The sequence below is a fragment of the Ruegeria sp. SAZA006 genome, from assembly GCF_059613465.1.
Map to the genome: position 1 here is coordinate 522,893 of NZ_JBXWSO010000016.1, position 24,078 is coordinate 546,970.

Genomic DNA, 24,078 nt, shown 5'->3' on the forward strand with positions numbered 1-24,078 from the left:
AATGTCGTCGCAGGTGACATCCGGGACCGCAGCCTGTCCGGGCTGCATCGCGGCTCCGGCGGAACCGGCCAGGCCGGTACCGGTCGACGTTCAGATCGCGCTGTCACTGCCGGGCATTCATTGCTCGGCCTGTATTGCCAATGTCGAACGTGCGTTGAACGCGTACCCCGGCGTACAGGACGCGAGGGTCAACCTGACGCTCAAGCGCGCTCTGATCAAGGCGGGGCCCGAGGTTCGGGCAACGGATCTGATCCCGGTCCTCGATCGGGCCGGGTACGAGGCGCATGAGCTGGATCCGGGTGCTCTGTCAGCCACGCAATCGGACAAGGCCGGACGGGATCTGCTGATGCGCCTCGCGGTCGCCGGCTTTGCATCGATGAACGTGATGCTGCTGTCTGTGTCCGTCTGGTCCGGCGCCACCGACGCGACCCGCGACATGTTTCACTGGATTTCGGCGGCCATCGCCCTTCCGGCCATCGCGTTCTCGGCCCAACCGTTTTTTGCCAACGCGTGGAGCGCGCTGCGTGTTCGCCGCCTGAACATGGACGTGCCGATCGTTCTGGCGATCCTGCTGGCCTTAGTCACTTCGCTTTGGGAAACGGCGCTGAGCGGTGAGCACGCCTATTTCGATGCGGCTTTGACGCTGACCTTCTTTCTGCTGGCGGGGCGCTATCTGGATTACCGCACCCGTGCCGCGGCCCGCTCCGCCGCGGAAGAGCTGACAGCCCTCGAGGTGCCGCGCGCCATCCGTCTTGTTGAAGGGACCGAGCACGAGGTCGCTGTTGCCGAACTGGCCGTCGGTGACCTGATTCTGGTGCGACCCGGAGGGCGGATGCCGGTGGACGGCAAGATCGTGACCGGCGAATCCGAGTTGGACCGGTCGTTGCTGACCGGTGAAACCCTGCCGGTATTTGCCCAGCCGGGCACACAGGTCAGCGCGGGTGAGGTCAACCTGACCGGGCCGCTGACCATTCAGGCAACGGCGGTGGGCGAAGAGACTTCGCTGCACCGCATGGCCGATCTTGTGGCCATCGCGGAATCCGGGCGGTCGCGTTATACGTCCTTGGCGGACAAGGCGGCCAAGCTTTATGCCCCCGGGGTTCATATCCTGTCTGCACTCAGTTTCGTTGGCTGGTACATCTATTCTAGCGATCTGCGCACAGCGCTGAACATCGCCGCCGCCGTGCTGATCATCACCTGCCCCTGTGCTTTGGGGTTGGCCGTCCCCGCGGTCACGACCGCGGCCTCGGGGCGGCTGTTCCGCAAGGGGATGCTGATCAAGGACGCCACGGCGTTGGAGCGGTTGGCCGAGGTCGACACCGTGGTGTTCGACAAGACCGGAACGCTTACCTCGGGCGCGCCGGAACTGGTCAACGGTGGCGAACACACAGGCCGCGAGTTCGAGATCGCTCTGGCCTTGGCACAGGCTTCGGCGCATCCGCTGGCGGTTGCCCTGACCCGGGCCGCCCGGGCCGAGGGGTATACCCCGGCCGAGGTTGAAAACGTCACCGAGATTCCCGGTCACGGGACCGAGGGCCAGTTTCAGGGGCAACTCGTGCGGCTGGGCCGGGCCGAATGGGTGGGCGCGACGGAGGGTGATCACACCGCGGCCTGGTTGGCGATCGCGGGCGATCGACCGGTTGAGTTCCGCTTTGCCGACTCTTTGCGCCCCGGCGCCGCCGACGCGGTCGCGGCTTTGCGCGATGCGGGCAAGGACGTCATCCTCATGTCCGGGGACACGACCAACGCCGTGAAAGCTCTGGCCGAGAAGCTGGGGATCGAGACCTGGATCGCGCGGGCGCTGCCGCAGGACAAGGCGCGACACATTCAGAAGCTTGCAGACCAAGGCCGCCGGGTGTTGATGGTCGGTGACGGGTTGAACGATACAGCCGCGCTGGCGGCGGCCCATGCCTCGATCTCTCCGGCTTCGGCACTGGATGCGGCCCGCGTGGCTTCGGACATCGTTCTGCTGGGCAATGACCTGTCGCCGATCGCCGATGCCTGCCATACTGCTGTCCGGGCGACGAAGCGCATCCGCGAGAATTTTCAGATTGCGACGATCTACAATGTCATCGCGGTGCCTTTGGCCGTTGCCGGCCTTGCGACGCCCTTGATCGCGGCCTTGGCGATGTCCACATCGTCGATTACCGTATCCCTGAACGCTCTGCGCCTGAGGTGATCCGAATGGAAGTTCTGGCCTATCTGATACCGATTTCGCTGCTGTTGGGCGGTGTTGGGCTGGTGGCGTTCATCTATACGGTCCGCAGCAACCAATATGACGACCCCGAAGGCGATGCCCGACGGATTCTGAGCAACGAGTGGGATGATCGCCCCAAGTCCTGACCGGGTGCAATCGTGATGCCGACGGCCCTTGAAATTGCCGCAATGCCCGGCTATGTCCGGCCCATCCGCTAGCAGAGAGACCAAGCCTAATGGCCACCACAAACCCGATCCAGTTCATTCAGCAAGTCCGTGCCGAAGTTGCAAAGGTCGTCTGGCCGACGCGGCGCGAGGTCCTGCTGACCACGGTCATGGTGTTCATCATGGCGGCACTGACAGCCGTGTTCTTTGCTCTGGTGGATCTGGGCATTCGCGGCGGTCTGCAACTGATCCTGGGTATGTTCAGCTAAGGCCGACTGCCGGGTCCCGTCGGATCGCGCCGAGACGCGCCCGCTTCGGGTGCTGGACCGGCACTGCCCCCTTGCACAGCAGGCAATGTCAGAGTAGTTGACGCGGGACCTTTCGGGATGGGCGTGCGGCGATTCGGACTGCGCGCCGCTTTTTATTCCGGAACCCGCGGCCGGGCCGCGACAAAATTTCAATTCAGGTGTGTCCGCCCGACGCGGCGCGCCAAAGGCAAACAAGGACGACAGGTTCATGGCGAAACGGTGGTACTCGGTCAGCGTTCTTTCGAATTTCGAAAAGAAGATCGCAGAGCAGATCCGCACGTCGGTGGCCGAACACGGCCTTGAGGACGAGATCGACGAGGTTCTGGTTCCCACCGAAGAGGTGATCGAGGTGCGCCGGGGCAAAAAGGTCACGACTGAACGCCGTTTCATGCCCGGCTACGTACTGGTGCACATGGAAATGTCGGATCAGGGCTATCACCTGATCAACTCGATCAACCGCGTTACCGGCTTTCTGGGCCCTCAGGGTCGCCCGATGCCGATGCGCGATGCCGAGGTGAACCAGATCCTCAACCGCGTTCAGGAAGGCGAAGAAGCACCCAAGCTGATGATCAGCTTCGAGGTTGGCGAGAAGGTCAAAGTCAACGACGGCCCGTTCGAGGATTTCGACGGTATGGTCGAGGGCGTGGACGACGAGAACCAGAAGCTGAAGGTTACCGTCTCGATCTTCGGGCGCGAAACTCCGGTCGAGCTGGACTTTACGCAGGTCACCAAGCAGAGCTGATCATTCCTGCAGGAACTGATCGTGCAGGAATCGAACGCGCCGCCTTAACAGGCGGCGCAACTGTTTCTGGTGGTTGCCGGTAAGGTTTCGCCACAGCCTTGGCCGCTTGCCCTAACTCCTTGCCTGATGCACACTTATACTTGGTACAGGCATGACCGTTGCGCAGCCGGGCTCATGGGCCAGAGGATTTGCGCGCCGTGATGCTTTGGGAGGACTCTGTCATGACATCCAAGGCTGCAGGCCCCGCGCCACCCGACAGGCCGACCCCGCCTCAGCGGACGATGCCTGTGGTCAACACGGTCACCGCCGCCGACATCACCGACTCGCTGAAGGCCGGGTTTTCCGACTTCCTGGCGCGTCCCATAATGAGCGGATTTTTCGGACTGTTCTATGCCGTTTTCGGGTTTCTGCTGGTCTGGAGCCTGGTCTGGCTTGGCAAGATTTGGATGATCATTCCCGCCGTCGTGGGATTTCCGCTGGTCGCCCCCTTCGCTGCTGCAGGCCTCTATGAGATGTCGCGTCGACTTCAGGCCGGAGAGGATTTTGGCTGGTCGGAAATACTGACGGTCATGGCCAATCAGCGTAAGCGGGAAATGGGCTGGATGGCCTTCGTTACGCTGTTCGTTTTCTGGGTATGGATCTACCAGGTTCGGCTTTGGGTGGCGATCATCCTGCAGAATGCCTCGTTTTCGGATTTCGATGGGTTCCTGAACACCGTGTTCTTTACCCCCCAAGGCTGGGCTTTCCTGGCTGTTGGAACCTGCGTCGGTGCGTTTCTGTCCGCCGTACTGTTTTCGGTGACTGTTGTTGCCATGCCCTTGCTGCTGGATCGCGACACCGATTTCGTAACGGCCATGCTTACATCACTCCGTGTTGTCGCTGAAAGTCCTGTGGTCATGCTTGGCTGGGCGGCCATCATCTCGGTCACTATGCTGTTGTCGCTGGTGCCGGCGTTCCTTGGGCTTGTCTTTACGTTGCCGATCCTTGGGCATACCACTTGGCATCTCTACCAACGCGCCGTGCAGCCGGAGGCGACTGCTGACCCATAGCGAGGGCCCTTGAATGCCGACGAACGCCGTTGGGACCGCGGCTTCTGCAGCCATCCGGTTTTCAGTGGCATGCCCTTGCCAACCCATTCGTTCCCCTGTAAACGCCGCCCCTATCGTCTTCGGGCGAGATTCTCTCGTGGGAGATCGCAGGGATCGCGATTCCGGATCGGACCACGCAACATAAAACCGGATGGGACGCGTCCCATTCACGTTGAAAGGAAAACCAAATGGCCAAGAAGCTTGCTGGTACGATGAAGCTGCAGGTTCCTGCAGGTCAGGCGAACCCGTCGCCGCCAGTTGGTCCGGCGCTGGGTCAGCGCGGCATCAACATCATGGAATTCTGCAAGGCGTTCAACGCCAAGACCGCAGACATGGAGCCCGGCGCTCCGTGCCCGACCGTGATCACCTACTATCAGGACAAGTCCTTCACCATGGACATCAAGACGCCTCCCGCGTCTTACTACCTGAAGAAGGCGGCCGGTCTGAAGCCGGTCGGCAAGCGTAACCGCCCCCGTGGCGCGGAGAACCCCGGCCGTGAGACCGTGGCAACCGTGACCACCAAGCAGGTGCGCGAGATCGCCGAAGCCAAAATGAAGGATCTGAACGCCAACGACGTCGAAGGCGCAATGAAGATCATCCTGGGCTCGGCCCGTTCCATGGGCATCGAGGTGAAGTAAGATGGCAAAACTCGGTAAACGTACCCGCGCAGCGCGCGAAGCCGTCGCCGGCAAGGAAAACCTGTCGGTCGAAGAGGCAGTTGCACTGGTCAAGGCCAACGCAACGTCGAAGTTTGACGAAACCATCGAAATCGCCATGAATCTGGGCGTCGACACCCGTCACGCAGACCAGATGGTGCGCGGCGTCGTCGGTCTGCCGAACGGCACCGGCAAGGACATGCGCGTTGCTGTCTTCGCGCGCGGCCCCAAGGCTGACGAGGCGAAAGAAGCCGGTGCGGACATCGTCGGCGCCGAGGACCTGATGGAAAGCATTCAGGCCGGCAACATCGACTTTGACCGTTGCATCGCAACCCCGGACATGATGCCGATCGTCGGTCGTCTGGGTAAGGTTCTGGGCCCCCGCAACCTGATGCCGAACCCCAAGGTCGGCACCGTGACCATGGACGTGAAAGCGGCCGTGGAAGCAGCCAAGGGTGGTGAAGTTCAGTTCAAGGCGGAAAAAGGTGGTGTCGTGCACGCAGGCGTTGGCAAGGCGTCGTTCGACGAAGCCAAGCTGGCGGAAAACGTCCGTGCCTTCATCTCGGCCGTTGCCAAGGCGAAGCCGTCGGGCGCCAAGGGCACCTATATGAAGAAAATCGCGCTGAGCTCGACCATGGGCCCCGGCGTGACCGTGGACGTGGCGCAAGCTGCGGGCGAATAAGCCGACACGTTCTTTCGAAAAGTCGAACCCCGGGCGGTCATGCTGCCCGGGGTTTTCTTTTGCTCTCAGATAGCAGGTTCGACTGTAACCTGATTGGGTATTTCACGTACGCGTGCCTTGTCGGCCTCCAGCCTGAGGTCGCGCTCGGCAACGGTCAATGCCTGGTTCGCAGCCGCCCGGGCCGCGGTTTTCATTGCTCCGTCTTGAGTCTGCGTCAGTCGGGTCAGCGCGCTGAGAATGGCCTCGTGGACTTCGACTTTGTCACCGGCATCCCGGGAAATGGCCGCATAAGCGTCACGCAGGAACGTGTCGATCGCGATCTTGGGGGCATGGGTTCTCGGGAATTGCGGGTCGGCGGGCTGGGTGGGCCGCGAGCCAATTGGCAGGAGAACCCGCAGCAACCTCTCGACCATCTGAATTGCCGTCATCGGGTCGTTGATACCCGGCGAGAGCGCGCGCTGTGCGATTTCGGACAGGGTTTGAATGCCAAAGCGGGGGTCTTGATTGAAGCTGCGCTCGGTCCCGATCACGAAGGCTTCCCGGATGGTTTCACCATCCATTTTCCGGGTCGCTCTGGCCAGGGGTTGGCCTTCGGTCACGAATTGCCCCGGCAGCGCCATGATCCAGATCTCGCAGTCATTCTCTTCGGCGCAGGAATTCAGCAAGCCGACATCCACGTGGCGCACGTTCCCTGTCGAACTGGCCCGCACGTCGTGCCCGGTTCGCGGAACATCCGCGGCGGCTTGATACGGAACGGCGCCGAGGCAAGGCAGTTCCATGGCTCGGGTCATGGTGTCCCTGGCGTTCTTTTCTATCTTGCGTGCCGTTTCTGAGATGCTGCCATAGCTGGGCAATTGGTCGATCCAGAGCAAGAGCGCCAGTGTAACCAAAAAGATCACCACCAAGGTGAACGCAAGCGCAACGGCGATGGACTGCTGGGTGTAGACCCCGGTTTCGACAAGGATCAGGGATACGAGCGCGAAGATGAATGCGCCGAGAAACGTGGCCAGCACGTTTTGCGAGACACTGTCTTCTTCGATCACCTGCTGGGCGCGCGGGGAGGACTGGTTCGAGGCCCATCGCTGTGCTGCGACCATGATCGAAAGCGAAAAGGTCGTGACCGCCAGCATGGACGACGCCAGAATGCCGAGGATCTTTGCCACGGCCTCGGTGCTCAGCCGTTGTGTGAGAAAGTCGGGGACGAAGCCGCCGAGGTAGGTGCCAATCCCTGCGCTGACCACGGCGAGAGCGGCGATCAGGCTGGTGCGAACCCACAATTGGCGAGAAATCTGACGAAACAGGAATTGCGGCTTGGAAATGGATTTCAATTTGATCATCCGTTGATCCTGTTCGGGTTTGCGGTCATTGTCTACCGGCTTGGGGTGCGGGCCAATTTACCCCTTGGAAACCCCGGCCATCTGCCCTAAAGAGGGCTGCGGAGTAAAGCGTGCGATTCGTCGTGCGCTTTATTTCGTTTCGTCCAAGACGGTGGGTGGGTCCTTCCGGCCCCTTAATTCCCTGCCTGAGACGGGTAAGACCAAAGAATTTCGAGGGTCCAGACCCTCGGGCGCATTTTGGCCAATCCCGTAACAACGGACCTGAACGCCGGGGCGCAGCCCTCGGCAAATATGAGCCGGGGTGAAACATCGCCCCAAACTTGGAGAGAACTGTGGATAGAGCCCAGAAAGAGAAAGTGGTCGAGGAACTCGGCCAAATCTTCGAAAGCTCTGGCGTCGTAGTGGTTGCTCACTACGCCGGTCTGACAGTTGCCGAGATGCAGGACCTTCGCGCACGTGCTCGTGACGCGGGCGGCTCCGTGCGTGTTGCCAAGAACAGGCTCGCCAAAATCGCCCTCGACGGTAAGCCATGTGCGAGCATTGCTGACCTGCTGACGGGTATGACTGTTCTGACCTATTCCGAGGACCCCGTGGCAGCAGCCAAGGTGGCCGAGGACTTCGCCAAGGAGAACCAGAAGTTCGAGATCCTTGGCGGTGCAATGGGCGAGAACGCTCTGGACCGGGCTGGTGTCACAGCCGTGTCGAAAATGCCGTCGCGTGAAGAGCTTATTGCTTCGATCGTGGGCTGCATCGGCGCGCCTGCTTCGAACATCGCCGGTGCAATTGGCGCACCTGCAAGCAACATCGCAAGCATCCTTTCCACCATCGAAGAGAAGGCGGAAGCTGCGTAAGCGGTTGGCACTGAATGATCTGCGTGGGGCACATGCCCTGACGTTGGAACACACACTGTAAACGGAAAGAGCTGATACAATGGCTGATCTGAAGAAACTGGCAGAAGAGATCGTTGGTCTGACCCTGCTGGAAGCACAAGAACTGAAAACCATCCTCAAGGACGAGTACGGCATCGAGCCCGCAGCTGGCGGCGCCGTCATGGTCGCAGGCGCAGCTGGCGATGCCGGCGGTGCAGCTGAGGAAGAGAAAACCGAATTCGACGTCGTTCTGAAGAACGCCGGCGCTTCGAAAATCAACGTCATCAAAGAAGTTCGCGGCATCACTGGCCTGGGCCTGAAAGAAGCCAAGGAACTGGTCGAAGCCGGCGGCAAGATCAAAGAAGGCGTGGACAAGGCAGAAGCCGAAGAGATCAAGGGCAAGCTGGAAGCAGCTGGCGCCGAGGTCGAGCTGGCCTAAGCCTGTCTTTCGGTGCATCGCGGATGCGCCGTGGAATTTGGCTGGGCCCGGAGAAATCCGGGTCCAGCCGAACCTGTCTTAGAAAGGGCCTCATGTGCTGGGGCGTTTTCTAAGACGCGGTTCGCGGATCGGGAGGCTACCATTCGGGACGGTGGCCACGAATTGATCCGGACGTGTCGTCTCGTATGTGCAAGGCGCCGGGGCCCGACGGTGTTTTTGCCCGCTGAGAACATCGAAAGGTGACATCTGACATGGCTCAATCGTTCCTTGGCCAGAAACGTCTTCGGAAATACTACGGCAAAATCCGCGAAGTCCTGGAAATGCCGAACCTCATTGAGGTCCAGAAATCCTCCTATGATCTATTCCTGCGCTCTGGCGATGCCGACCAGCCGACCGACGGCGAAGGTATCAACGGCGTGTTCCAATCGGTCTTTCCGATCAAGGATTTCAACGAAACTTCCGTGCTGGAATTCGTGAAATACGAGCTGGAAAAGCCGAAATACGACGTTGAAGAGTGCATGCAGCGCGACATGACCTACAGCGCGCCGCTGAAGGTCACCCTGCGCCTGATCGTGTTCGATGTCGACGAAGACACCGGGGCCAAATCGGTCAAGGACATCAAGGAACAGGACGTGTTCATGGGCGACATGCCCCTGATGACGCCGAACGGTACCTTCATCGTGAACGGCACCGAGCGTGTGATCGTGTCCCAGATGCACCGGTCGCCCGGCGTGTTCTTCGACCACGACAAGGGCAAGACCCACTCCTCGGGCAAGCTGCTGTTTGCCTGCCGCATTATCCCGTACCGCGGCAGCTGGTTGGACTTCGAGTTCGACGCCAAGGACATCGTCTATGCCCGGATCGACCGTCGCCGCAAACTGCCGGTGACCACGCTGCTCTATGCCCTGGGCCTGGACCAAGAAGCGATCATGGACGCGTATTACGACACCGTGTCCTACAAGCTGAACAAGAAGAAGGGCTGGGTCACCCCGTTCTTCCCCGAACGTGTGCGCGGCACCCGTCCCACCTATGACCTGATCGACGCAAAAAGCGGTGAAGTGATTGCCGAAGCCGGCAAGAAAGTCACCCCGCGCGCGGTTAAGCAACTGATCGACGAGGGCAAGGTCACCGACCTTCTGGTGCCGTTCGACCACATCGTGGGCAAGTTCGTCGCCAAGGACATCATCAACGAAGAAACCGGTGCGATCTATGTCGAAGCCGGTGATGAGCTGACGCTGGAATATGACAAGGATGGCGAGCTGATCGGCGGCACCGTGAAGGAGCTGATCGATGCCGGCATCACCGATATTCCGGTTCTGGACATCGACAACATCAACGTCGGTCCGTACATCCGCAACACCATGGCGCAGGACAAGAACATGGGCCGCGAAAGCGCGCTGATGGACATCTACCGCGTCATGCGCCCGGGCGAGCCGCCCACCGTCGAGGCTGCGTCGGCCCTTTTTGACACACTGTTCTTCGACAGCGAACGCTATGACCTGTCTGCTGTTGGTCGTGTAAAGATGAACATGCGCCTGGCTCTGGATGCGCCGGACACGCTGCGCACCTTGCGACGCGAAGACATCGTGGCCTGCATCAAAGCGCTGGTCGAACTGCGTGATGGCAAAGGTGACATCGACGATATCGACCACCTGGGCAACCGTCGTGTGCGCTCGGTCGGCGAACTGATGGAAAACCAGTACCGCGTCGGCCTGCTGCGCATGGAACGCGCCATCAAAGAGCGCATGTCGTCGGTCGAGATCGACACCGTCATGCCGCAGGACCTGATCAACGCGAAACCGGCGGCGGCCGCGGTGCGTGAATTCTTCGGCAGCTCGCAGCTGTCGCAGTTCATGGACCAGACCAACCCGCTGTCGGAAGTCACCCACAAACGCCGCCTGTCGGCGCTTGGCCCGGGTGGTCTGACGCGCGAGCGTGCGGGCTTTGAGGTGCGCGACGTGCACCCGACCCACTATGGCCGGATGTGCCCGATTGAAACGCCGGAAGGTCCGAACATCGGTCTGATCAACTCGCTGGCCACCTTTGCCCGCGTGAACAAGTACGGTTTCATCGAAACCCCCTATCGCGTCGTGAAAGACGGGCAGGTGACCGACGAGGTCCACTACATGTCCGCGACCGAGGAAATGCGTCACACCGTGGCGCAGGCCAACGCGACGCTGGATACGGATGGCAAGTTCATCAACGATCTGGTCTCGACCCGTCAGGCCGGTGACTACACGCTTGCCCCGCGCGAGAATGTTGACTTGATCGACGTTTCGCCGAAGCAGCTGGTCTCGGTTGCGGCCTCGCTGATCCCGTTCCTTGAAAATGACGACGCCAACCGCGCTCTGATGGGCTCGAACATGCAACGTCAGGCGGTTCCGCTGCTGCGGGCCGAGGCACCGCTGGTCGGTACCGGGATCGAGGAAAAGGTTGCGATTGACTCTGGTGCTGCGATCCAGGCGAAACGTGCCGGTATCATCGACCAGGTCGATGCCCAGCGTATCGTTATCCGCGCCACCGAAGATCTGGAGCTGGGCGATGCCGGCGTTGACATCTATCGTCTGCGCAAGTTCCAGCGTTCGAACCAGAACACCTGCATCAACCAGCGTCCGCTGATCAAGGTGGGTGACACCGTCCAGAAGGGCGAGGTCATCGCTGATGGTCCGTCGACCGATATGGGTGAACTGGCTCTGGGCAAGAACGTGGTCGTCGCGTTCATGCCGTGGAACGGTTACAACTACGAAGACTCGATCCTGATTTCCGAGCGCATCGCGCGTGACGACGTCTTTACCTCGGTCCATATCGAGGAATTCGAAGTCGCCGCCCGTGATACAAAGCTGGGTCCGGAAGAGATCACCCGCGACATTCCGAACGTCGGTGAAGAAGCGCTGCGCAACCTCGACGAGGCGGGCATCGTTTACATCGGCGCGGATGTCGAGCCGGGCGATATTCTGGTCGGCAAGATCACTCCGAAGGGTGAAAGCCCGATGACCCCGGAAGAAAAACTGCTGCGCGCCATCTTTGGTGAAAAAGCATCTGACGTGCGCGATACCTCGCTGCGCGTGAAGCCGGGCGATTACGGTACGGTCGTCGAAGTCCGCGTCTTCAACCGTCACGGCGTCGAGAAAGACGAGCGTGCGCTGCAGATCGAGCGTGAGGAAGTCGAACGTCTGGCCCGTGACCGGGACGACGAGCTGGCAATTCTGGACCGCAACATCTATGCGCGTCTCAAGTCGATGATCCTGGGTAAAACCGCCGTCAAGGGACCGAAAGGCGTCAAGGCGGGCTCGGAGATCACCGAAGAGCTTCTCGAATCGCTGACCCGCGGTCAGTGGTGGCAGCTGGCGCTGGAAGACGAGAAGGACGCTCAGATCGTCGAGGCTCTGAACGAGCAGTACGAGGTGCAGAAGCGCGCCTTGGATGCCCGTTTCGAGGACAAGGTCGAGAAGGTCCGCCGTGGCGACGACCTGCCGCCGGGCGTGATGAAGATGGTCAAGGTCTTCATCGCCGTGAAGCGCAAGCTGCAGCCGGGCGACAAGATGGCCGGCCGTCACGGGAACAAGGGTGTGATCTCGAAGGTCGTGCCGATGGAGGACATGCCGTTCCTTGCGGATGGTACTCCGGTCGACTTCTGTCTGAACCCGCTGGGCGTGCCGTCGCGTATGAACGTCGGTCAAATCCTTGAAACCCACATGGGTTGGGCCGCGCGCGGTCTGGGTCTGAAGATCGACGAGGCGCTGCAGGAATACCGCCGCTCGGGCGACCTGACGCCGGTCCGTGACGCGATGAAACACGCCTATGGCGAGGATGTCTACGAAGAGGGCATCAGCGGCATGGACGAGGACCAGCTGATCGAAGCGGCCAGCAACGTGACCCGCGGTGTTCCGATCGCAACCCCGGTCTTTGACGGCGCCAAAGAGGCCGACGTCAACGATGCACTGATCCGCGCAGGTTTCTCGGAAAGCGGTCAGTCGATCCTGTTCGACGGTCGTACCGGCGAGCAGTTCGCGCGTCCGGTGACCGTGGGTATCAAGTACCTGCTGAAACTGCACCACCTGGTGGACGACAAGATCCACGCGCGTTCGACCGGGCCGTACAGCCTGGTGACCCAGCAGCCGCTGGGTGGTAAGGCGCAGTTCGGTGGTCAGCGCTTTGGTGAGATGGAGGTCTGGGCGCTGGAAGCTTACGGCGCCGCCTACACCCTGCAGGAGATGCTCACCGTGAAATCGGATGACGTCGCCGGCCGGACCAAGGTCTATGAGTCGATCGTCAAGGGCGAGGATAACTTCGAGGCGGGCGTACCGGAATCATTCAACGTTCTGGTTAAAGAAGTCCGTGGCCTCGGCCTGAATATGGAACTCCTGGATGCGGAGGTTGAGGAGTAAGGGCGCTGCCCTTTCTCCCGTCCCCCCTTCCGCAAGATTTGAGGTAACAAATGAACCAGGAAATCACCAACAACCCGTTCAACCCGCTGACGCCCCCGAAGGTTTTCGACGAGATCAAGGTCTCGCTGGCGTCGCCCGAGCGGATCCTGTCTTGGTCCTATGGCGAGATCAAGAAACCCGAAACCATCAACTACCGGACGTTCAAGCCCGAGCGTGACGGTCTGTTCTGCGCGCGTATCTTTGGCCCGATCAAAGATTACGAATGTCTGTGCGGCAAATATAAGCGGATGAAGTATCGCGGCGTTGTCTGCGAGAAATGCGGTGTGGAAGTCACTCTGCAGAAGGTTCGCCGCGAGCGTATGGGCCACATCGAACTGGCCGCGCCCGTCGCTCACATCTGGTTCCTGAAATCGCTGCCGTCCCGCATCGGTCTGATGCTGGACATGACGCTGCGCGATCTGGAACGCGTTCTGTACTTTGAAAACTATGTCGTCATCGAGCCCGGTCTGACAGACTTGACCTACGGCCAGATGCTGACCGAAGAAGAGTACATGGACGCGCAGGATGCCTATGGCATGGACGCGTTCACCGCGAATATCGGTGCCGAAGCCATCCGTGAGATGCTGGCCCAGATCGATCTGGAAGCCGAAGCCGAGCAGCTGCGCGCTGATCTGGCCGAAGCAACCGGCGAGCTGAAGCCCAAGAAGATCATCAAGCGTCTGAAGGTTGTTGAATCCTTCCTCGAGTCGGGCAACCGGCCCGAGTGGATGGTGATGACCGTGATCCCGGTCATTCCGCCGGAACTGCGCCCGCTGGTTCCGCTGGATGGTGGCCGTTTTGCAACGTCGGATCTGAACGATCTGTATCGCCGCGTCATCAACCGGAACAACCGTCTGAAGCGTCTGATCGAACTGCGCGCGCCTGACATCATCGTCCGCAACGAAAAGCGGATGCTGCAGGAATCCGTCGACGCTCTGTTCGACAACGGCCGTCGCGGCCGCGTGATCACCGGCGCCAACAAGCGTCCGCTGAAATCGCTGTCGGACATGCTGAAAGGCAAGCAGGGCCGCTTCCGTCAGAACCTTCTGGGTAAGCGCGTCGACTTCTCGGGCCGTTCGGTCATCGTGACCGGTCCGGAACTCAAGCTGCACCAGTGTGGTCTGCCCAAGAAAATGGCGCTGGAACTGTTCAAGCCGTTCATTTACTCGCGCCTTGAAGCCAAGGGTCTGTCTTCGACCGTGAAACAGGCGAAGAAGCTGGTCGAGAAAGAGCGTCCCGAAGTGTGGGATATCCTCGACGAGGTGATCCGCGAACACCCAGTCATGCTGAACCGTGCGCCGACGCTGCACCGTCTTGGCATTCAGGCGTTCGAGCCGGTTCTGATCGAAGGTAAAGCCATCCAGCTGCACCCGCTGGTCTGTTCGGCCTTCAACGCCGACTTCGACGGGGACCAGATGGCCGTGCACGTTCCGCTGAGCCTTGAGGCGCAGCTGGAAGCGCGTGTTCTGATGATGTCGACGAACAACGTTCTGTCGCCTGCAAACGGCGCGCCGATCATCGTTCCGTCGCAGGATATGATCCTGGGTCTCTACTACGTGACCCTGGAACGCGAAGGCATGCCGGGTGAAGGCAAGGTCTTTGGCTCCATCGACGAAGTCCAGCACGCGTTGGACGCGGGCGAGGTGCACCTGCACTCGAAAATCACCGCGCGGATCACCCAGATCGACGAAGAAGGCAACGAGGTTCAGAAGCGTTTTGAAACCACGCCGGGCCGTGTTCGCTTGGGGGCTCTGCTGCCCAAGAACAACAAGGCGCCGTTCGATCTGGTCAACCGCCTGCTGCGGAAGAAAGAAGTGCAGCAGGTGATCGACACCGTCTACCGCTACTGCGGTCAGAAAGAGTCGGTGATCTTCTGCGACCAGATCATGTCGATGGGCTTCAGGGAAGCGTTCAAGGCCGGTATCTCGTTCGGCAAGGACGACATGGTGATCCCCGAAGACAAGTGGGGCATCGTGGACGAAACCCGCGAACAGGTGAAAGACTTCGAACAGCAGTACATGGACGGCCTGATCACTCAGGGCGAAAAGTACAACAAGGTTGTCGATGCCTGGTCGAAGTGTAACGACCGCGTAACCGAAGCCATGATGCGCACCATCTCGGCAATCCAGAAGGACGAGAACGGCGCCGACAAAGAGCCGAACTCGGTCTACATGATGGCGCACTCCGGTGCGCGTGGCTCGGTAACCCAGATGAAGCAGCTGGGCGGTATGCGCGGCCTGATGGCCAAGCCGAACGGCGACATCATCGAGACGCCGATCATCTCGAACTTCAAGGAAGGTCTGACCGTTCTTGAATACTTCAACTCGACCCACGGTGCCCGTAAGGGTCTGTCGGATACCGCTCTGAAGACGGCGAACTCGGGCTACCTGACTCGTCGTCTTGTTGACGTGGCGCAGGATTGCATCGTGCGCGAGGTCGACTGTGGAACCGACCGTGCGATCACGGCTGAGGCTGCGGTCAATGACGGTGAAGTCGTCGCGTCGCTGGCAGAACGCGTTCTGGGCCGTGTGGCCGCAGATGACGTTCTGCGTCCGGGTACCGACGAGGTCATCGTCGCCGCCGGACAGCTGATCGACGAACGCATGGCCGATACGATCGACGAGGCCGGTGTTGCCTCGATGCGCATCCGCTCGCCTCTGACTTGTGAGTCCGAGGAAGGCGTCTGTGCAACCTGCTACGGTCGTGACCTTGCACGCGGGACCATGGTGAACACCGGTGAGGCTGTCGGCATCATCGCCGCGCAGTCGATCGGTGAACCGGGTACGCAGCTGACGATGCGGACCTTCCACATCGGTGGTGTTGCGCAAGGTGGTCAGCAGTCGTTCCAGGAAGCGAACCAGGACGGTGTCGTTGCCTTTGAGAACCCGCAGATCCTGGTCAATGCCGCCGGCGAAAGCCTGGTCATGGGCCGGAACATGAAGCTGGTGATCAACGACGAACACGGCGAAGAGCGCGCCAGCTTCAAGCTGGGCTACGGCTCGAAGCTGTTTGTCAAAGAAGGCACCAAGGTCAAGCGCGGCGACAAGCTGTTCGAGTGGGACCCCTACACCCTGCCGATCATCGCCGAGAAAGCCGGTACCGCAAAATACGTCGACCTGGTTTCGGGCATTGCTGTCCGCGACGAGACCGACGATGCAACCGGCATGACCCAGAAGATCGTGATCGACTGGCGCGCCGCCCCCAAAGGCAGCGATCTGAAGCCCGAGATCATTCTTGTGGATGACAATGGCGAGCCGGTCCGCAACGATGCGGGCAACCCGGTTCACTATCCGATGTCTGTGGACGCGATCCTGTCGGTCGAAGACGGTCAGAAGATCGAGGCCGGTGACGTTGTTGCGCGTATTCCGCGTGAAGGCGCCAAGACCAAGGACATCACCGGTGGTCTGCCGCGTGTGGCCGAACTGTTCGAAGCGCGTCGTCCGAAAGATCACGCAATCATCGCGGAAGCCGATGGTTACGTGCGCTTTGGCCGCGATTACAAGAACAAGCGCCGCATCAGCATCGAGCCGGTCGACGAGTCGCTGGAGACGATCGAGTACATGGTGCCCAAGGGCAAGCACATCCCGGTGCAGGAAGGCGACTTCGTGCAGAAGGGTGACTACATCATGGACGGTAACCCGGCTCCGCACGACATCCTGTCCATCATGGGTGTCGAAGCGCTGGCGGATTACATGATCGACGAGGTGCAGGACGTCTATCGTCTGCAGGGCGTGAAGATCAACGACAAGCACATCGAAGTCATCGTACGCCAGATGCTGCAGAAGTGGGAGATCCTGGACTCGGGCGACACCACCCTGCTGAAGGGCGAGCATGTCGACAAACAGGAGTTCGACGCGGCCAACGAGAAGACCATCGCCCGCGGTGGTCGTCCGGCCCAGGGCGAGCCGATCCTTCTGGGGATCACCAAGGCTTCGCTGCAAACGCGTTCGTTCATCTCGGCGGCATCGTTCCAGGAAACCACCCGCGTGCTGACCGAAGCTTCGGTTCAGGGCAAGAAGGACAAGCTGGTTGGCCTGAAAGAGAACGTCATCGTCGGCCGTCTGATCCCGGCCGGTACCGGTGGTGCGACACAGCGTGTCCGCCAGATCGCGCAGCAGCGTGACAATGTCGTCATCGAGGCACGTCGCGAAGAGGCCGAGGCCGCAGCCGCGCTGGCCGCTCCGATGATGGATGATGACATGGTCGGCGACGAGCTGGACTCGCTGGTGGAAACTCCGGAAAGCCGCGAATAATATCGGCGACGAGAAACTCAGAAAGGCCCTGCGGTTCCGCGGGGCCTTTTTTTGTTTTGGCCGGTACCGGAAGCGGTCAGGGTTCCATCCAAACACTGTGATTTCAAACGGAACTGCTGCATACTCAAAAATCGGAATGTGATAATGCAGTTGCTCCCGTAACCGCTGTTTGAAACTCAACACAGGTCTTGCACGGATGCTCATAGTCCTCGGATTGTATTTTGGCGTGATTTGGCTGGTCTTTTCCAAGTTCAGCCTGCTGCCTTGGAATGGCTTCTGGAAGACCGTGTCATACGGTGGGGCCGCCGTCGTCGCGTTGGTTGTCATCGGCGCTCTGAACCACACGGCGCCTACGGGGCCTGTGTCGGTTCTGGGCGTTCAGACAAGCATTGTGCCCAATGTCTCCGGAACGGTCGTCGAAGTTGCCGTTGAGCCGAACCAGAAGGTCAACGAAGGCGATCTTTTGTTCAGAATCGATCCCGAATTCTACGTGCTCGAGGTAGCGCGGCTGGAGGCATCTCTGGAAGCCGCCCGGTCTGCAGCGGACCAATTGACCACGGATCTGGCGGCTGCCGAAGCCGATATCGCTTCATTGACCGCGCAACTCGTTTTTGGGCAGCAGCGGCGGGATGACATCGTTCAACTGGAAGAGCGTGGCGCATCCACCACCTTCAAACTGCAGGAAGCGGTTGCGACGATCGAACAGCTCACCGCAAGCATTCGTGCAGCAGAAGCCCGAAAAGCGGGGCTGGAGCGCCGGATCGCAGCTCAGATCGACGGTGAGGACGTGGCGGTCGTGGAGGCCGAACAGGCGCTTGCGCAGGCCGAATGGAACCTCAAGCAGACGGAAGTCTTCGCGCCGGGCGACGGGATCGTCAGTGCGGTCACGCTGCGCCCGGGCAATCGCGCGACAACCTTCCAGGGCGCATTGACCTTCATAGATCCGACGAACCACGCGTTGGTGGCCTCGCTGCCCCAATCCAGCCGATCCAATGTCGGCCTTGGCGATGAAATCCGTTTGGCGCTGCGAACCCAACCGGGATCCGAGATCACGGGAAATATTTCGGGGTTTCCGCCGGCCCTGTCTGAGGGCGCATTGGATCTCCGCTCCGGTTTACCTTCGATGCGCGAACTTGTCGGGATCACCAGCTTTCCGGTCCTCATCGAACTTCCTGGCGATGTACCTCTGGAAACACTTCAATTCGGCGCGTCGGGCACCGCGCTTGTGATGACTGACAAGGCCGGACCGATTTCGCCACTTGCAGAGATACTGTTCTGGGTCACCCAGAAGCTGAACTACCTGTAGGCGGAAACACAGGGACCCGCCCCATAAAAGTGAACAGGTACAGCTACGATCCGTTGAACCTCGGGTCTGCGATCTGACCAAACAATATCGAATTGGCCGGATCACAAGTTGACAATCTGCTCAGGTGAGATGCCAATGCCGGGACCAGATTGAAACCGGGCCATGGCAATGACACCGAACGTCAAAGGCGCCCTGCTGATGATGGGCAGCATGGCCGCATTCACTGTGAACGATACACTGGTCAAGGCGGCCGGTCAGGAGGTGCCACTGTTCCAGCTGGTGGCTCTGCGCGGGTTGTTGGCGACGATCCTGGTTTTTGCGTTGGCGCGGCATCTGGGGGCATTGCATCTGCGGTTTGGGCGGCACGATCGCTGGTTGGTGGCTTTTCGCTGCGTGGCGGAATTGTCGGCGACGTTCTTCTTCCTCACGGCGTTGATGCACATGCCACTGGCCAATGTGACCGCGGTTCTGCAGGCCCTGCCGCTGACCGTAACCCTGGGTGCGGCGCTGTTCTTTTCGGAACAGATCGGGTGGCGGCGGATCATGGCCATTGCATTGGGGTTTGCGGGCATGCTGCTGATCGTGCGACCGGGTCCGGACGGATTCAGCATCTATGCCATGTATGCCCTGATTGCCGTCATCTGCGTGACGGCTCGGGATTTGATCACCCGCCGAATGTCGCCCGAGGTACCGTCGATGGTCGTTACTTTGGCAACCTCATTGACGATTACCACCGGTGCGGCAATTGCCTCGGTTTTTCAGGGTTGGGTGCCGATGACGGCCGGGTCGGGGATGTTGATTGCCTCGGCAGCGGTTTTCGTCCTGCTCGGGTATCTCTTCAGCGTAATGGTGATGCGCGTTGGCGAGGTTAGCTTTGTCGCACCGTTCCGATACTCGAGCCTGATCTGGGCCTTGGGTCTGGGCTGGGCGGTTTTCGGGGATTGGCCCGACCGGATCACCATGCTGGGCGCTGCACTGGTGGTCAGCGCGGGGCTGTTCACCCTCTTTCGTGAGCGGGCGCTTCAGGCGTCCGAATAGACGCGTCGGACCACCGTCTGATCAATTGCAAACCGGGTTTCGAACTGCTTTGCCAGAGCGGGGGTCAACGGTTCCAGCTTGGCCTTGCTTGCGCGGGTGTTGGGTGAATCGTTGAACCCGTTGAGAGTGCGCACCCACATCGGCGGTTCGTTCTGGCTGATGACTGGCATGAAGTTGCCGATCTTGTGGTGGGCAAAGTTCATGATCGTCAGCTCACACCCGCCGCGCACATACATCCCAAAACCAACACCCAGCAGCGACCGGTGAACCGGCGTGGCCTGGATTCCGCTGGCGTCGAACCGGGCAAGGAAGCCGTGATTGAAATCGATGGCAACCATCTTGTTGCGCCGTACCAGCCCTTCGGCGTCCTGAACCGCGCGGCGGAGCAATTCGACGAAATCCACCGCAACCGCATCGTCGTCATCATGACGGAATTGCAGGCATGGCAGGTCAGGGTTCAAGCGTGCCCGGTTCAGGACGTCTTTCATGACAGAGCGGTGCCGGCCGGGTTCCCGCGAGACGATTTGCACTTGTTTCATGCCCGAAGTCAGGTCGTTCAGACGATCACGGGCGACCCGAGGCAGGCAGGTCCCGGTCACGATCACAAACTGAAACCGCGGATCGGTTTGGGCGCGCAGGGCGGGCAGGGCGCAGGTCTCGAACAGGCGGAACCGCTCGTCCAGACGTCGGGGATCGTACAAGTGGCGCCGGCGCGCTTCGATCGTCTCGTGCATGGTCTGGAACCCGCCGATGGCCGGGTAGGAGAAACGGCACAGACCAATGACTTGCATCTTCACTTCCGGTAGGAATACACCAGTGCGGACTATGCCCCGAGGGATGTGACACCGCAACCGATGTCGCTTCCGCCGCGACGCAAGGCTGCAAGGCGGGCGGCCATCTGCCGGGGCTGTTGACAGTCGGGCCGACTCCCCCTATACGCCCGTCATCTCGGTACCGGGGGCCGCCCCAAAACCGATTTCAGTATTGAACTGGTCAAGGCCCGGACAATTTTGCAGTTCGCGCCCTCTGATAACCAACCGCGACGTTCACCTCGGAATGGGAACGCTCGCGGGTTTTGCGCTTGTGGACGCATTGGCGCAGCGAAGTTAGCCGCACGCAACGCGCGTGCATGTCATGTGTGTTGCAAAACGGGGAAGAAACCGGAATGCCAACTATTCAACAGCTGATCCGCAAACCGCGGCAGCCCAAAGTAAAACGCTCGAAGTCCATGCACCTGGAGCAGTGCCCGCAGAAGCGCGGCGTCTGCACACGCGTGTACACCACCACGCCGAAGAAGCCGAACTCAGCTATGCGTAAGGTTGCCAAGGTGCGCCTGACCAACGGTTACGAAGTCATTTCGTACATCCCGGGTGAAAGCCACAACCTGCAAGAACACTCGGTTGTTCTGATCCGTGGCGGCCGTGTGAAAGACCTTCCGGGTGTCCGCTACCACATCCTGCGTGGTGTTCTGGATACCCAGGGCGTCAAAGACCGTAAGCAACGTCGTTCGAAGTACGGCGCGAAGCGTCCCAAGTAAGAAGGAGAGGCTGATATGTCACGTCGTCACGCCGCCGAAAAACGCGAAGTCCTGCCTGACGCCAAATTTGGCGACAAGGTCCTGACCAAATTCATGAACAACCTGATGATCGACGGCAAGAAGTCGGTCGCAGAGCGTATCGTCTACAACGCCTTTGATCGCGTTGAGAGCAAGATCAAGCGCGCTCCTGTCGAGGTGTTCCACGAAGCACTCGACAACATCAAGCCGTCGGTCGAGGTTCGCTCGCGCCGGGTTGGTGGTGCAACCTACCAGGTTCCGGTCGAAGTGCGCCCCGAGCGCCGCGAAGCTCTGGCCATCCGCTGGCTGATCACCGCCGCGCGCGGCCGCAACGAAAACACCATGGAAGAACGCCTCGCCGGCGAACTGCTGGACGCCGTACAGTCCCGCGGTACTGCCGTTAAGAAGCGCGAAGACACCCACAAGATGGCCGAGGCGAACAAAGCCTTCAGCCACTATCGTTGGTAATCCCAGAGGCTTATCCAAATGGCACGCGAATATCCGCTCGAACTATACCGTAACTTCGGTATCATGGCGCACATCGATGCAGGCAAGACCACCTGCTCGGAGCGTATCCTGTATTACACCGGCAAATCCCACAACATCGGTGAGGTGCACGATGGTGCAGCCACCATGGACTGGATGGAGCAGGAGCAGGAACGCGGCATCACCATCACTTCGGCTGCGACCACCACCTTCTGGGAGCGCACCGAGGACGGTCAGACCGCCGATACCCCCAAGCACCGCCTGAACATCATCGACACCCCCGGCCACGTTGACTTCACCATCGAAGTCGAGCGTTCGCTGGCGGTTCTCGACGGTGCCGTTTGCGTTCTGGACGCAAACGCAGGTGTTGAGCCCCAGACCGAAACCGTGTGGCGTCAGGCTGACCGCTACAAGGTTCCGCGCATGGTCTTCGTCAACAAGATGGACAAGATCGGCGCCGACTTCTTCAACTGCGTTCGCATGATCGAAGACCGCACCGGCGCGCGCGCCGTTCCCGTCGGTATCCCGATCGGTGCAGAGAACGAACTTGAAGGCCTGATCGACCTGGTCACCATGGAAGAATGGCTGTGGCAGGGCGAAGACCTTGGCGCAAGCTGGGTCAAGGCTCCGATCCGCGACAGCCTGAAGGACATGGCTGAAGAATGGCGCGGCAAGATGATCGAAGCGGCCGTCGAAGAAGACGACGACGCGATGATGGAATACCTGGAAGGCAACGAGCCCGACATTCCGACCCTGCGCAAACTGCTGCGCAAGGGTACCCTGGCGCTGCACTTCGTGCCGGTTCTGGGTGGTTCGGCGTTCAAGAACAAAGGTGTTCAGCCGCTGCTCAACGCCGTGATCGACTATCTGCCCAGCCCGCTGGACGTTGTCGACTACATGGGCTTCAAACCCGGTGACGAGGAAGAAGTCCGTAACATCGCGCGTCGCGCTGACGATGACATGGCCTTCTCGGGCCTGGCGTTCAAAATCATGAATGACCCCTTCGTTGGCTCGCTGACCTTCACCCGGATCTACTCGGGCGTTCTGAACAAGGGCGACTCGATCCTGAACTCGACCAAAGGCAAGAAAGAGCGCATCGGTCGTATGATGATGATGCACTCGAACAACCGGGAAGAGATCGAAGAAGCGTTCGCAGGCGACATCATCGCTCTGGCGGGTCTGAAAGACACCACCACCGGTGACACCCTGTGCGATCCGAAGGATCCCGTGGTTCTGGAAACCATGACCTTCCCCGATCCGGTGATCGAGATCGCGGTCGAGCCCAAAACCAAGGGCGACCAGGAAAAGATGTCTCAGGGTCTGGCCCGTCTGGCCGCCGAAGACCCGTCCTTCCGCGTGGAAACCGACCTGGAATCGGGTCAGACCATCATGAAGGGCATGGGCGAACTTCACCTGGACATCCTGGTTGACCGTCTGAAGCGCGAGTTCAAGGTCGAAGCCAACATCGGTGCGCCGCAGGTGGCCTATCGTGAGACCATCTCGATGCCGATCGAACACACCTACACCCACAAGAAACAGTCGGGTGGTTCGGGTCAGTTCGCTGAGGTCAAGCTCGAGATCACTCCGACCGAACCGGGCGAAGGTTATTCGTTCGAAAGCCGCATCGTTGGTGGTGCCGTTCCGAAGGAATACATCCCCGGTGTCGAAAAAGGCATCCAGTCCGTCATGGACAGCGGCCCGCTGGCCGGCTTCCCCGTGATCGACTTCAAGGTTGCCCTGCTGGACGGTAAATTCCACGACGTCGACTCGAGCGTTCTGGCGTTCGAAATCGCGTCGCGGATGTGCATGCGCGAAGGTCTGAAAAAGGCCGGCGCGAAACTGCTGGAGCCGATCATGAAGGTCGAAGTGATCACCCCGGAAGAGTACACCGGCGGTATCATCGGCGACCTGACTTCGCGTCGGGGCCAGGTGTCTGGACAAGAGCCGCGCGGCAACGCGATTGCGATCGACGCATTCGTGCCGCTGGCCAACATGTTCGGCTACATCAACACTCTGCGTTCGATGTCGTCGGGCCGCGCCCAGTTCACCATGCAGTTCGACCACTATGATCCGGTTCCGCAGAACATCGCGGAAGAGATCCAGGCAAAATACGCATAACCGAAAAATAGAGGGAGCCTGCTGCCCGGGCTCCCTTCATTTCCGAAAAAGGAGGCCATCATGGCAAAGGAAAAGTTTGAGCGTACAAAACCGCACGTCAACATTGGCACGATTGGCCACGTTGACCACGGCAAGACGACGCTGACCGCAGCAATCACCAAGTATTTCGGCGACTTCAAGGCGTATGACCAGATTGACGGTGCGCCGGAAGAGAAAGCGCGCGGCATCACCATCTCGACCGCCCACGTGGAATACGAGACCGACAACCGCCACTATGCGCATGTCGACTGCCCCGGCCACGCCGACTATGTGAAGAACATGATCACCGGTGCCGCTCAGATGGACGGCGCGATCCTGGTTGTGAACGCAGCTGACGGCCCGATGCCGCAGACCCGCGAGCACATCCTGCTGGG

Annotated in this window: 19 protein-coding genes; 17 read left to right on the forward strand and 2 right to left on the reverse strand. The window is 60.2% G+C overall.

Going from position 1 to position 24,078, the window contains the following annotated elements:
- The first annotated feature begins 1 nt into the window (after position 1).
- The 7 genes from AC2FNZ_RS17750 (at position 2) to rplA (ending at position 5,837) form a co-directional block, all read left to right on the forward strand.
- Positions 2–2,179 (forward strand): heavy metal translocating P-type ATPase, encoded by a 2,178-nt coding sequence (locus AC2FNZ_RS17750; protein WP_496841432.1) that lies wholly within the window; start codon positions 2–4, stop codon positions 2,177–2,179.
- A gap of 5 nt (positions 2,180–2,184) precedes the next feature.
- Positions 2,185–2,343: a cbb3-type cytochrome oxidase assembly protein CcoS gene (gene ccoS, locus AC2FNZ_RS17755; protein WP_093964337.1), complete on the forward strand. Its 159-nt coding sequence runs from the start codon at positions 2,185–2,187 to the stop codon at positions 2,341–2,343.
- Positions 2,344–2,432: 89 nt separating this feature from the next.
- Positions 2,433–2,630, forward strand: coding sequence for a preprotein translocase subunit SecE (secE, locus tag AC2FNZ_RS17760; protein WP_093964338.1), 198 nt, complete (start codon positions 2,433–2,435; stop codon positions 2,628–2,630).
- A 247-nt stretch (positions 2,631–2,877) separates the two neighbouring features.
- Positions 2,878–3,411 carry a transcription termination/antitermination protein NusG gene (gene nusG, locus AC2FNZ_RS17765; protein ID WP_093964422.1) on the forward strand — a complete coding sequence of 178 codons (534 nt, stop codon included), beginning with the start codon at positions 2,878–2,880 and terminating at the stop codon, positions 3,409–3,411.
- Between the two features lie 221 nt (positions 3,412–3,632).
- A complete protein-coding gene (locus AC2FNZ_RS17770) occupies positions 3,633–4,460 on the forward strand; it encodes a DUF2189 domain-containing protein (RefSeq protein ID WP_093964339.1) in 828 nt (275 codons plus the stop codon).
- A 227-nt stretch (positions 4,461–4,687) separates the two neighbouring features.
- Entirely contained in the window at positions 4,688–5,137 is a 450-nt protein-coding gene (rplK, locus tag AC2FNZ_RS17775) for a 50S ribosomal protein L11 (RefSeq protein WP_093964340.1), read from the forward strand.
- 1 nt (position 5,138) lies between these two features.
- Entirely contained in the window at positions 5,139–5,837 is a 699-nt protein-coding gene (rplA, locus tag AC2FNZ_RS17780) for a 50S ribosomal protein L1 (protein WP_170369229.1), read from the forward strand.
- 65 nt (positions 5,838–5,902) lie between these two features.
- Here the strand turns inward: rplA and AC2FNZ_RS17785 are convergent, their stop codons facing one another.
- On the reverse strand, positions 5,903–7,174 hold the full coding sequence (locus AC2FNZ_RS17785) for a DUF2254 domain-containing protein (protein ID WP_496841433.1): 1,272 nt from the start codon (positions 7,172–7,174) through the stop codon (positions 5,903–5,905).
- A gap of 332 nt (positions 7,175–7,506) precedes the next feature.
- Here AC2FNZ_RS17785 and rplJ point away from each other — a divergent pair, with 332 nt between their 5' ends.
- The 6 genes from rplJ to AC2FNZ_RS17815 all read left to right on the forward strand — a co-directional run bounded on the left by rplJ (position 7,507) and on the right by AC2FNZ_RS17815 (position 19,506).
- The gene (gene rplJ / locus AC2FNZ_RS17790; protein WP_093964423.1) at positions 7,507–8,025 is read left to right on the forward strand and encodes a 50S ribosomal protein L10; all 519 of its coding nucleotides are present in this window, start codon (positions 7,507–7,509) and stop codon (positions 8,023–8,025) included.
- 79 nt (positions 8,026–8,104) lie between these two features.
- A complete protein-coding gene (rplL, locus tag AC2FNZ_RS17795) occupies positions 8,105–8,482 on the forward strand; it encodes a 50S ribosomal protein L7/L12 (RefSeq protein ID WP_093964343.1) in 378 nt (125 codons plus the stop codon).
- A gap of 251 nt (positions 8,483–8,733) precedes the next feature.
- Positions 8,734–12,870: a DNA-directed RNA polymerase subunit beta gene (gene rpoB / locus AC2FNZ_RS17800; protein ID WP_093964344.1), complete on the forward strand. Its 4,137-nt coding sequence runs from the start codon at positions 8,734–8,736 to the stop codon at positions 12,868–12,870.
- Positions 12,871–12,920: 50 nt separating this feature from the next.
- Positions 12,921–17,162, forward strand: coding sequence for a DNA-directed RNA polymerase subunit beta' (gene rpoC, locus AC2FNZ_RS17805; protein WP_093964345.1), 4,242 nt, complete (start codon positions 12,921–12,923; stop codon positions 17,160–17,162).
- Positions 17,163–17,358: 196 nt separating this feature from the next.
- Positions 17,359–18,468, forward strand: a complete 1,110-nt coding sequence (locus tag AC2FNZ_RS17810) for an HlyD family secretion protein (RefSeq protein WP_496841435.1) — start codon at positions 17,359–17,361, stop codon at positions 18,466–18,468.
- A 168-nt stretch (positions 18,469–18,636) separates the two neighbouring features.
- Positions 18,637–19,506: a DMT family transporter gene (locus AC2FNZ_RS17815; protein ID WP_093964424.1), complete on the forward strand. Its 870-nt coding sequence runs from the start codon at positions 18,637–18,639 to the stop codon at positions 19,504–19,506.
- On the opposite strand, the gene AC2FNZ_RS17820 is transcribed toward AC2FNZ_RS17815, so the two are convergent.
- Positions 19,491–20,297, reverse strand: coding sequence for a putative rhamnosyl transferase (locus AC2FNZ_RS17820; RefSeq protein ID WP_496841437.1), 807 nt, complete (start codon positions 20,295–20,297; stop codon positions 19,491–19,493). The genes AC2FNZ_RS17815 and AC2FNZ_RS17820 overlap by 16 nt on opposite strands.
- A gap of 374 nt (positions 20,298–20,671) precedes the next feature.
- Between AC2FNZ_RS17820 and rpsL the strand changes: the two genes are divergently transcribed.
- The 4 genes from rpsL to AC2FNZ_RS17840 form a co-directional block, all read left to right on the forward strand.
- Entirely contained in the window at positions 20,672–21,043 is a 372-nt protein-coding gene (rpsL, locus tag AC2FNZ_RS17825; protein WP_005980675.1) for a 30S ribosomal protein S12, read from the forward strand.
- A 15-nt stretch (positions 21,044–21,058) separates the two neighbouring features.
- On the forward strand, positions 21,059–21,529 hold the full coding sequence (gene rpsG, locus AC2FNZ_RS17830; protein ID WP_093964348.1) for a 30S ribosomal protein S7: 471 nt from the start codon (positions 21,059–21,061) through the stop codon (positions 21,527–21,529).
- A gap of 18 nt (positions 21,530–21,547) precedes the next feature.
- Positions 21,548–23,665, forward strand: coding sequence for an elongation factor G (fusA, locus tag AC2FNZ_RS17835; protein ID WP_093964349.1), 2,118 nt, complete (start codon positions 21,548–21,550; stop codon positions 23,663–23,665).
- Positions 23,666–23,725: 60 nt separating this feature from the next.
- On the forward strand, positions 23,726–24,078 hold a 353-nt coding region (locus AC2FNZ_RS17840), incomplete at its 3' end, for a GTP-binding protein (protein ID WP_496841439.1).

Bases quoted from the DNA above. Each gene is read 5' to 3' on its own strand.
- AC2FNZ_RS17750 (WP_496841432.1), top strand. From the start codon at position 2: ATGTCGTCGCAGGTGACATCCGGGACCGCAGCCTGTCCGGGCTGCATC.
- ccoS (WP_093964337.1), top strand. From the start codon at position 2,185: ATGGAAGTTCTGGCCTATCTGATACCGATTTCGCTGCTGTTGGGCGGT.
- secE (WP_093964338.1), top strand. From the start codon at position 2,433: ATGGCCACCACAAACCCGATCCAGTTCATTCAGCAAGTCCGTGCCGAA.
- nusG (WP_093964422.1), top strand. From the start codon at position 2,878: ATGGCGAAACGGTGGTACTCGGTCAGCGTTCTTTCGAATTTCGAAAAG.
- AC2FNZ_RS17770 (WP_093964339.1), top strand. From the start codon at position 3,633: ATGACATCCAAGGCTGCAGGCCCCGCGCCACCCGACAGGCCGACCCCG.
- rplK (WP_093964340.1), top strand. From the start codon at position 4,688: ATGGCCAAGAAGCTTGCTGGTACGATGAAGCTGCAGGTTCCTGCAGGT.
- rplA (WP_170369229.1), top strand. From the start codon at position 5,139: ATGGCAAAACTCGGTAAACGTACCCGCGCAGCGCGCGAAGCCGTCGCC.
- AC2FNZ_RS17785 (WP_496841433.1), bottom strand. From the start codon at position 7,174: ATGATCAAATTGAAATCCATTTCCAAGCCGCAATTCCTGTTTCGTCAG.
- rplL (WP_093964343.1), top strand. From the start codon at position 8,105: ATGGCTGATCTGAAGAAACTGGCAGAAGAGATCGTTGGTCTGACCCTG.
- rpoB (WP_093964344.1), top strand. From the start codon at position 8,734: ATGGCTCAATCGTTCCTTGGCCAGAAACGTCTTCGGAAATACTACGGC.
- rpoC (WP_093964345.1), top strand. From the start codon at position 12,921: ATGAACCAGGAAATCACCAACAACCCGTTCAACCCGCTGACGCCCCCG.
- AC2FNZ_RS17810 (WP_496841435.1), top strand. From the start codon at position 17,359: ATGCTCATAGTCCTCGGATTGTATTTTGGCGTGATTTGGCTGGTCTTT.
- AC2FNZ_RS17815 (WP_093964424.1), top strand. From the start codon at position 18,637: ATGACACCGAACGTCAAAGGCGCCCTGCTGATGATGGGCAGCATGGCC.
- AC2FNZ_RS17820 (WP_496841437.1), bottom strand. From the start codon at position 20,297: ATGCAAGTCATTGGTCTGTGCCGTTTCTCCTACCCGGCCATCGGCGGG.
- rpsL (WP_005980675.1), top strand. From the start codon at position 20,672: ATGCCAACTATTCAACAGCTGATCCGCAAACCGCGGCAGCCCAAAGTA.
- rpsG (WP_093964348.1), top strand. From the start codon at position 21,059: ATGTCACGTCGTCACGCCGCCGAAAAACGCGAAGTCCTGCCTGACGCC.
- fusA (WP_093964349.1), top strand. From the start codon at position 21,548: ATGGCACGCGAATATCCGCTCGAACTATACCGTAACTTCGGTATCATG.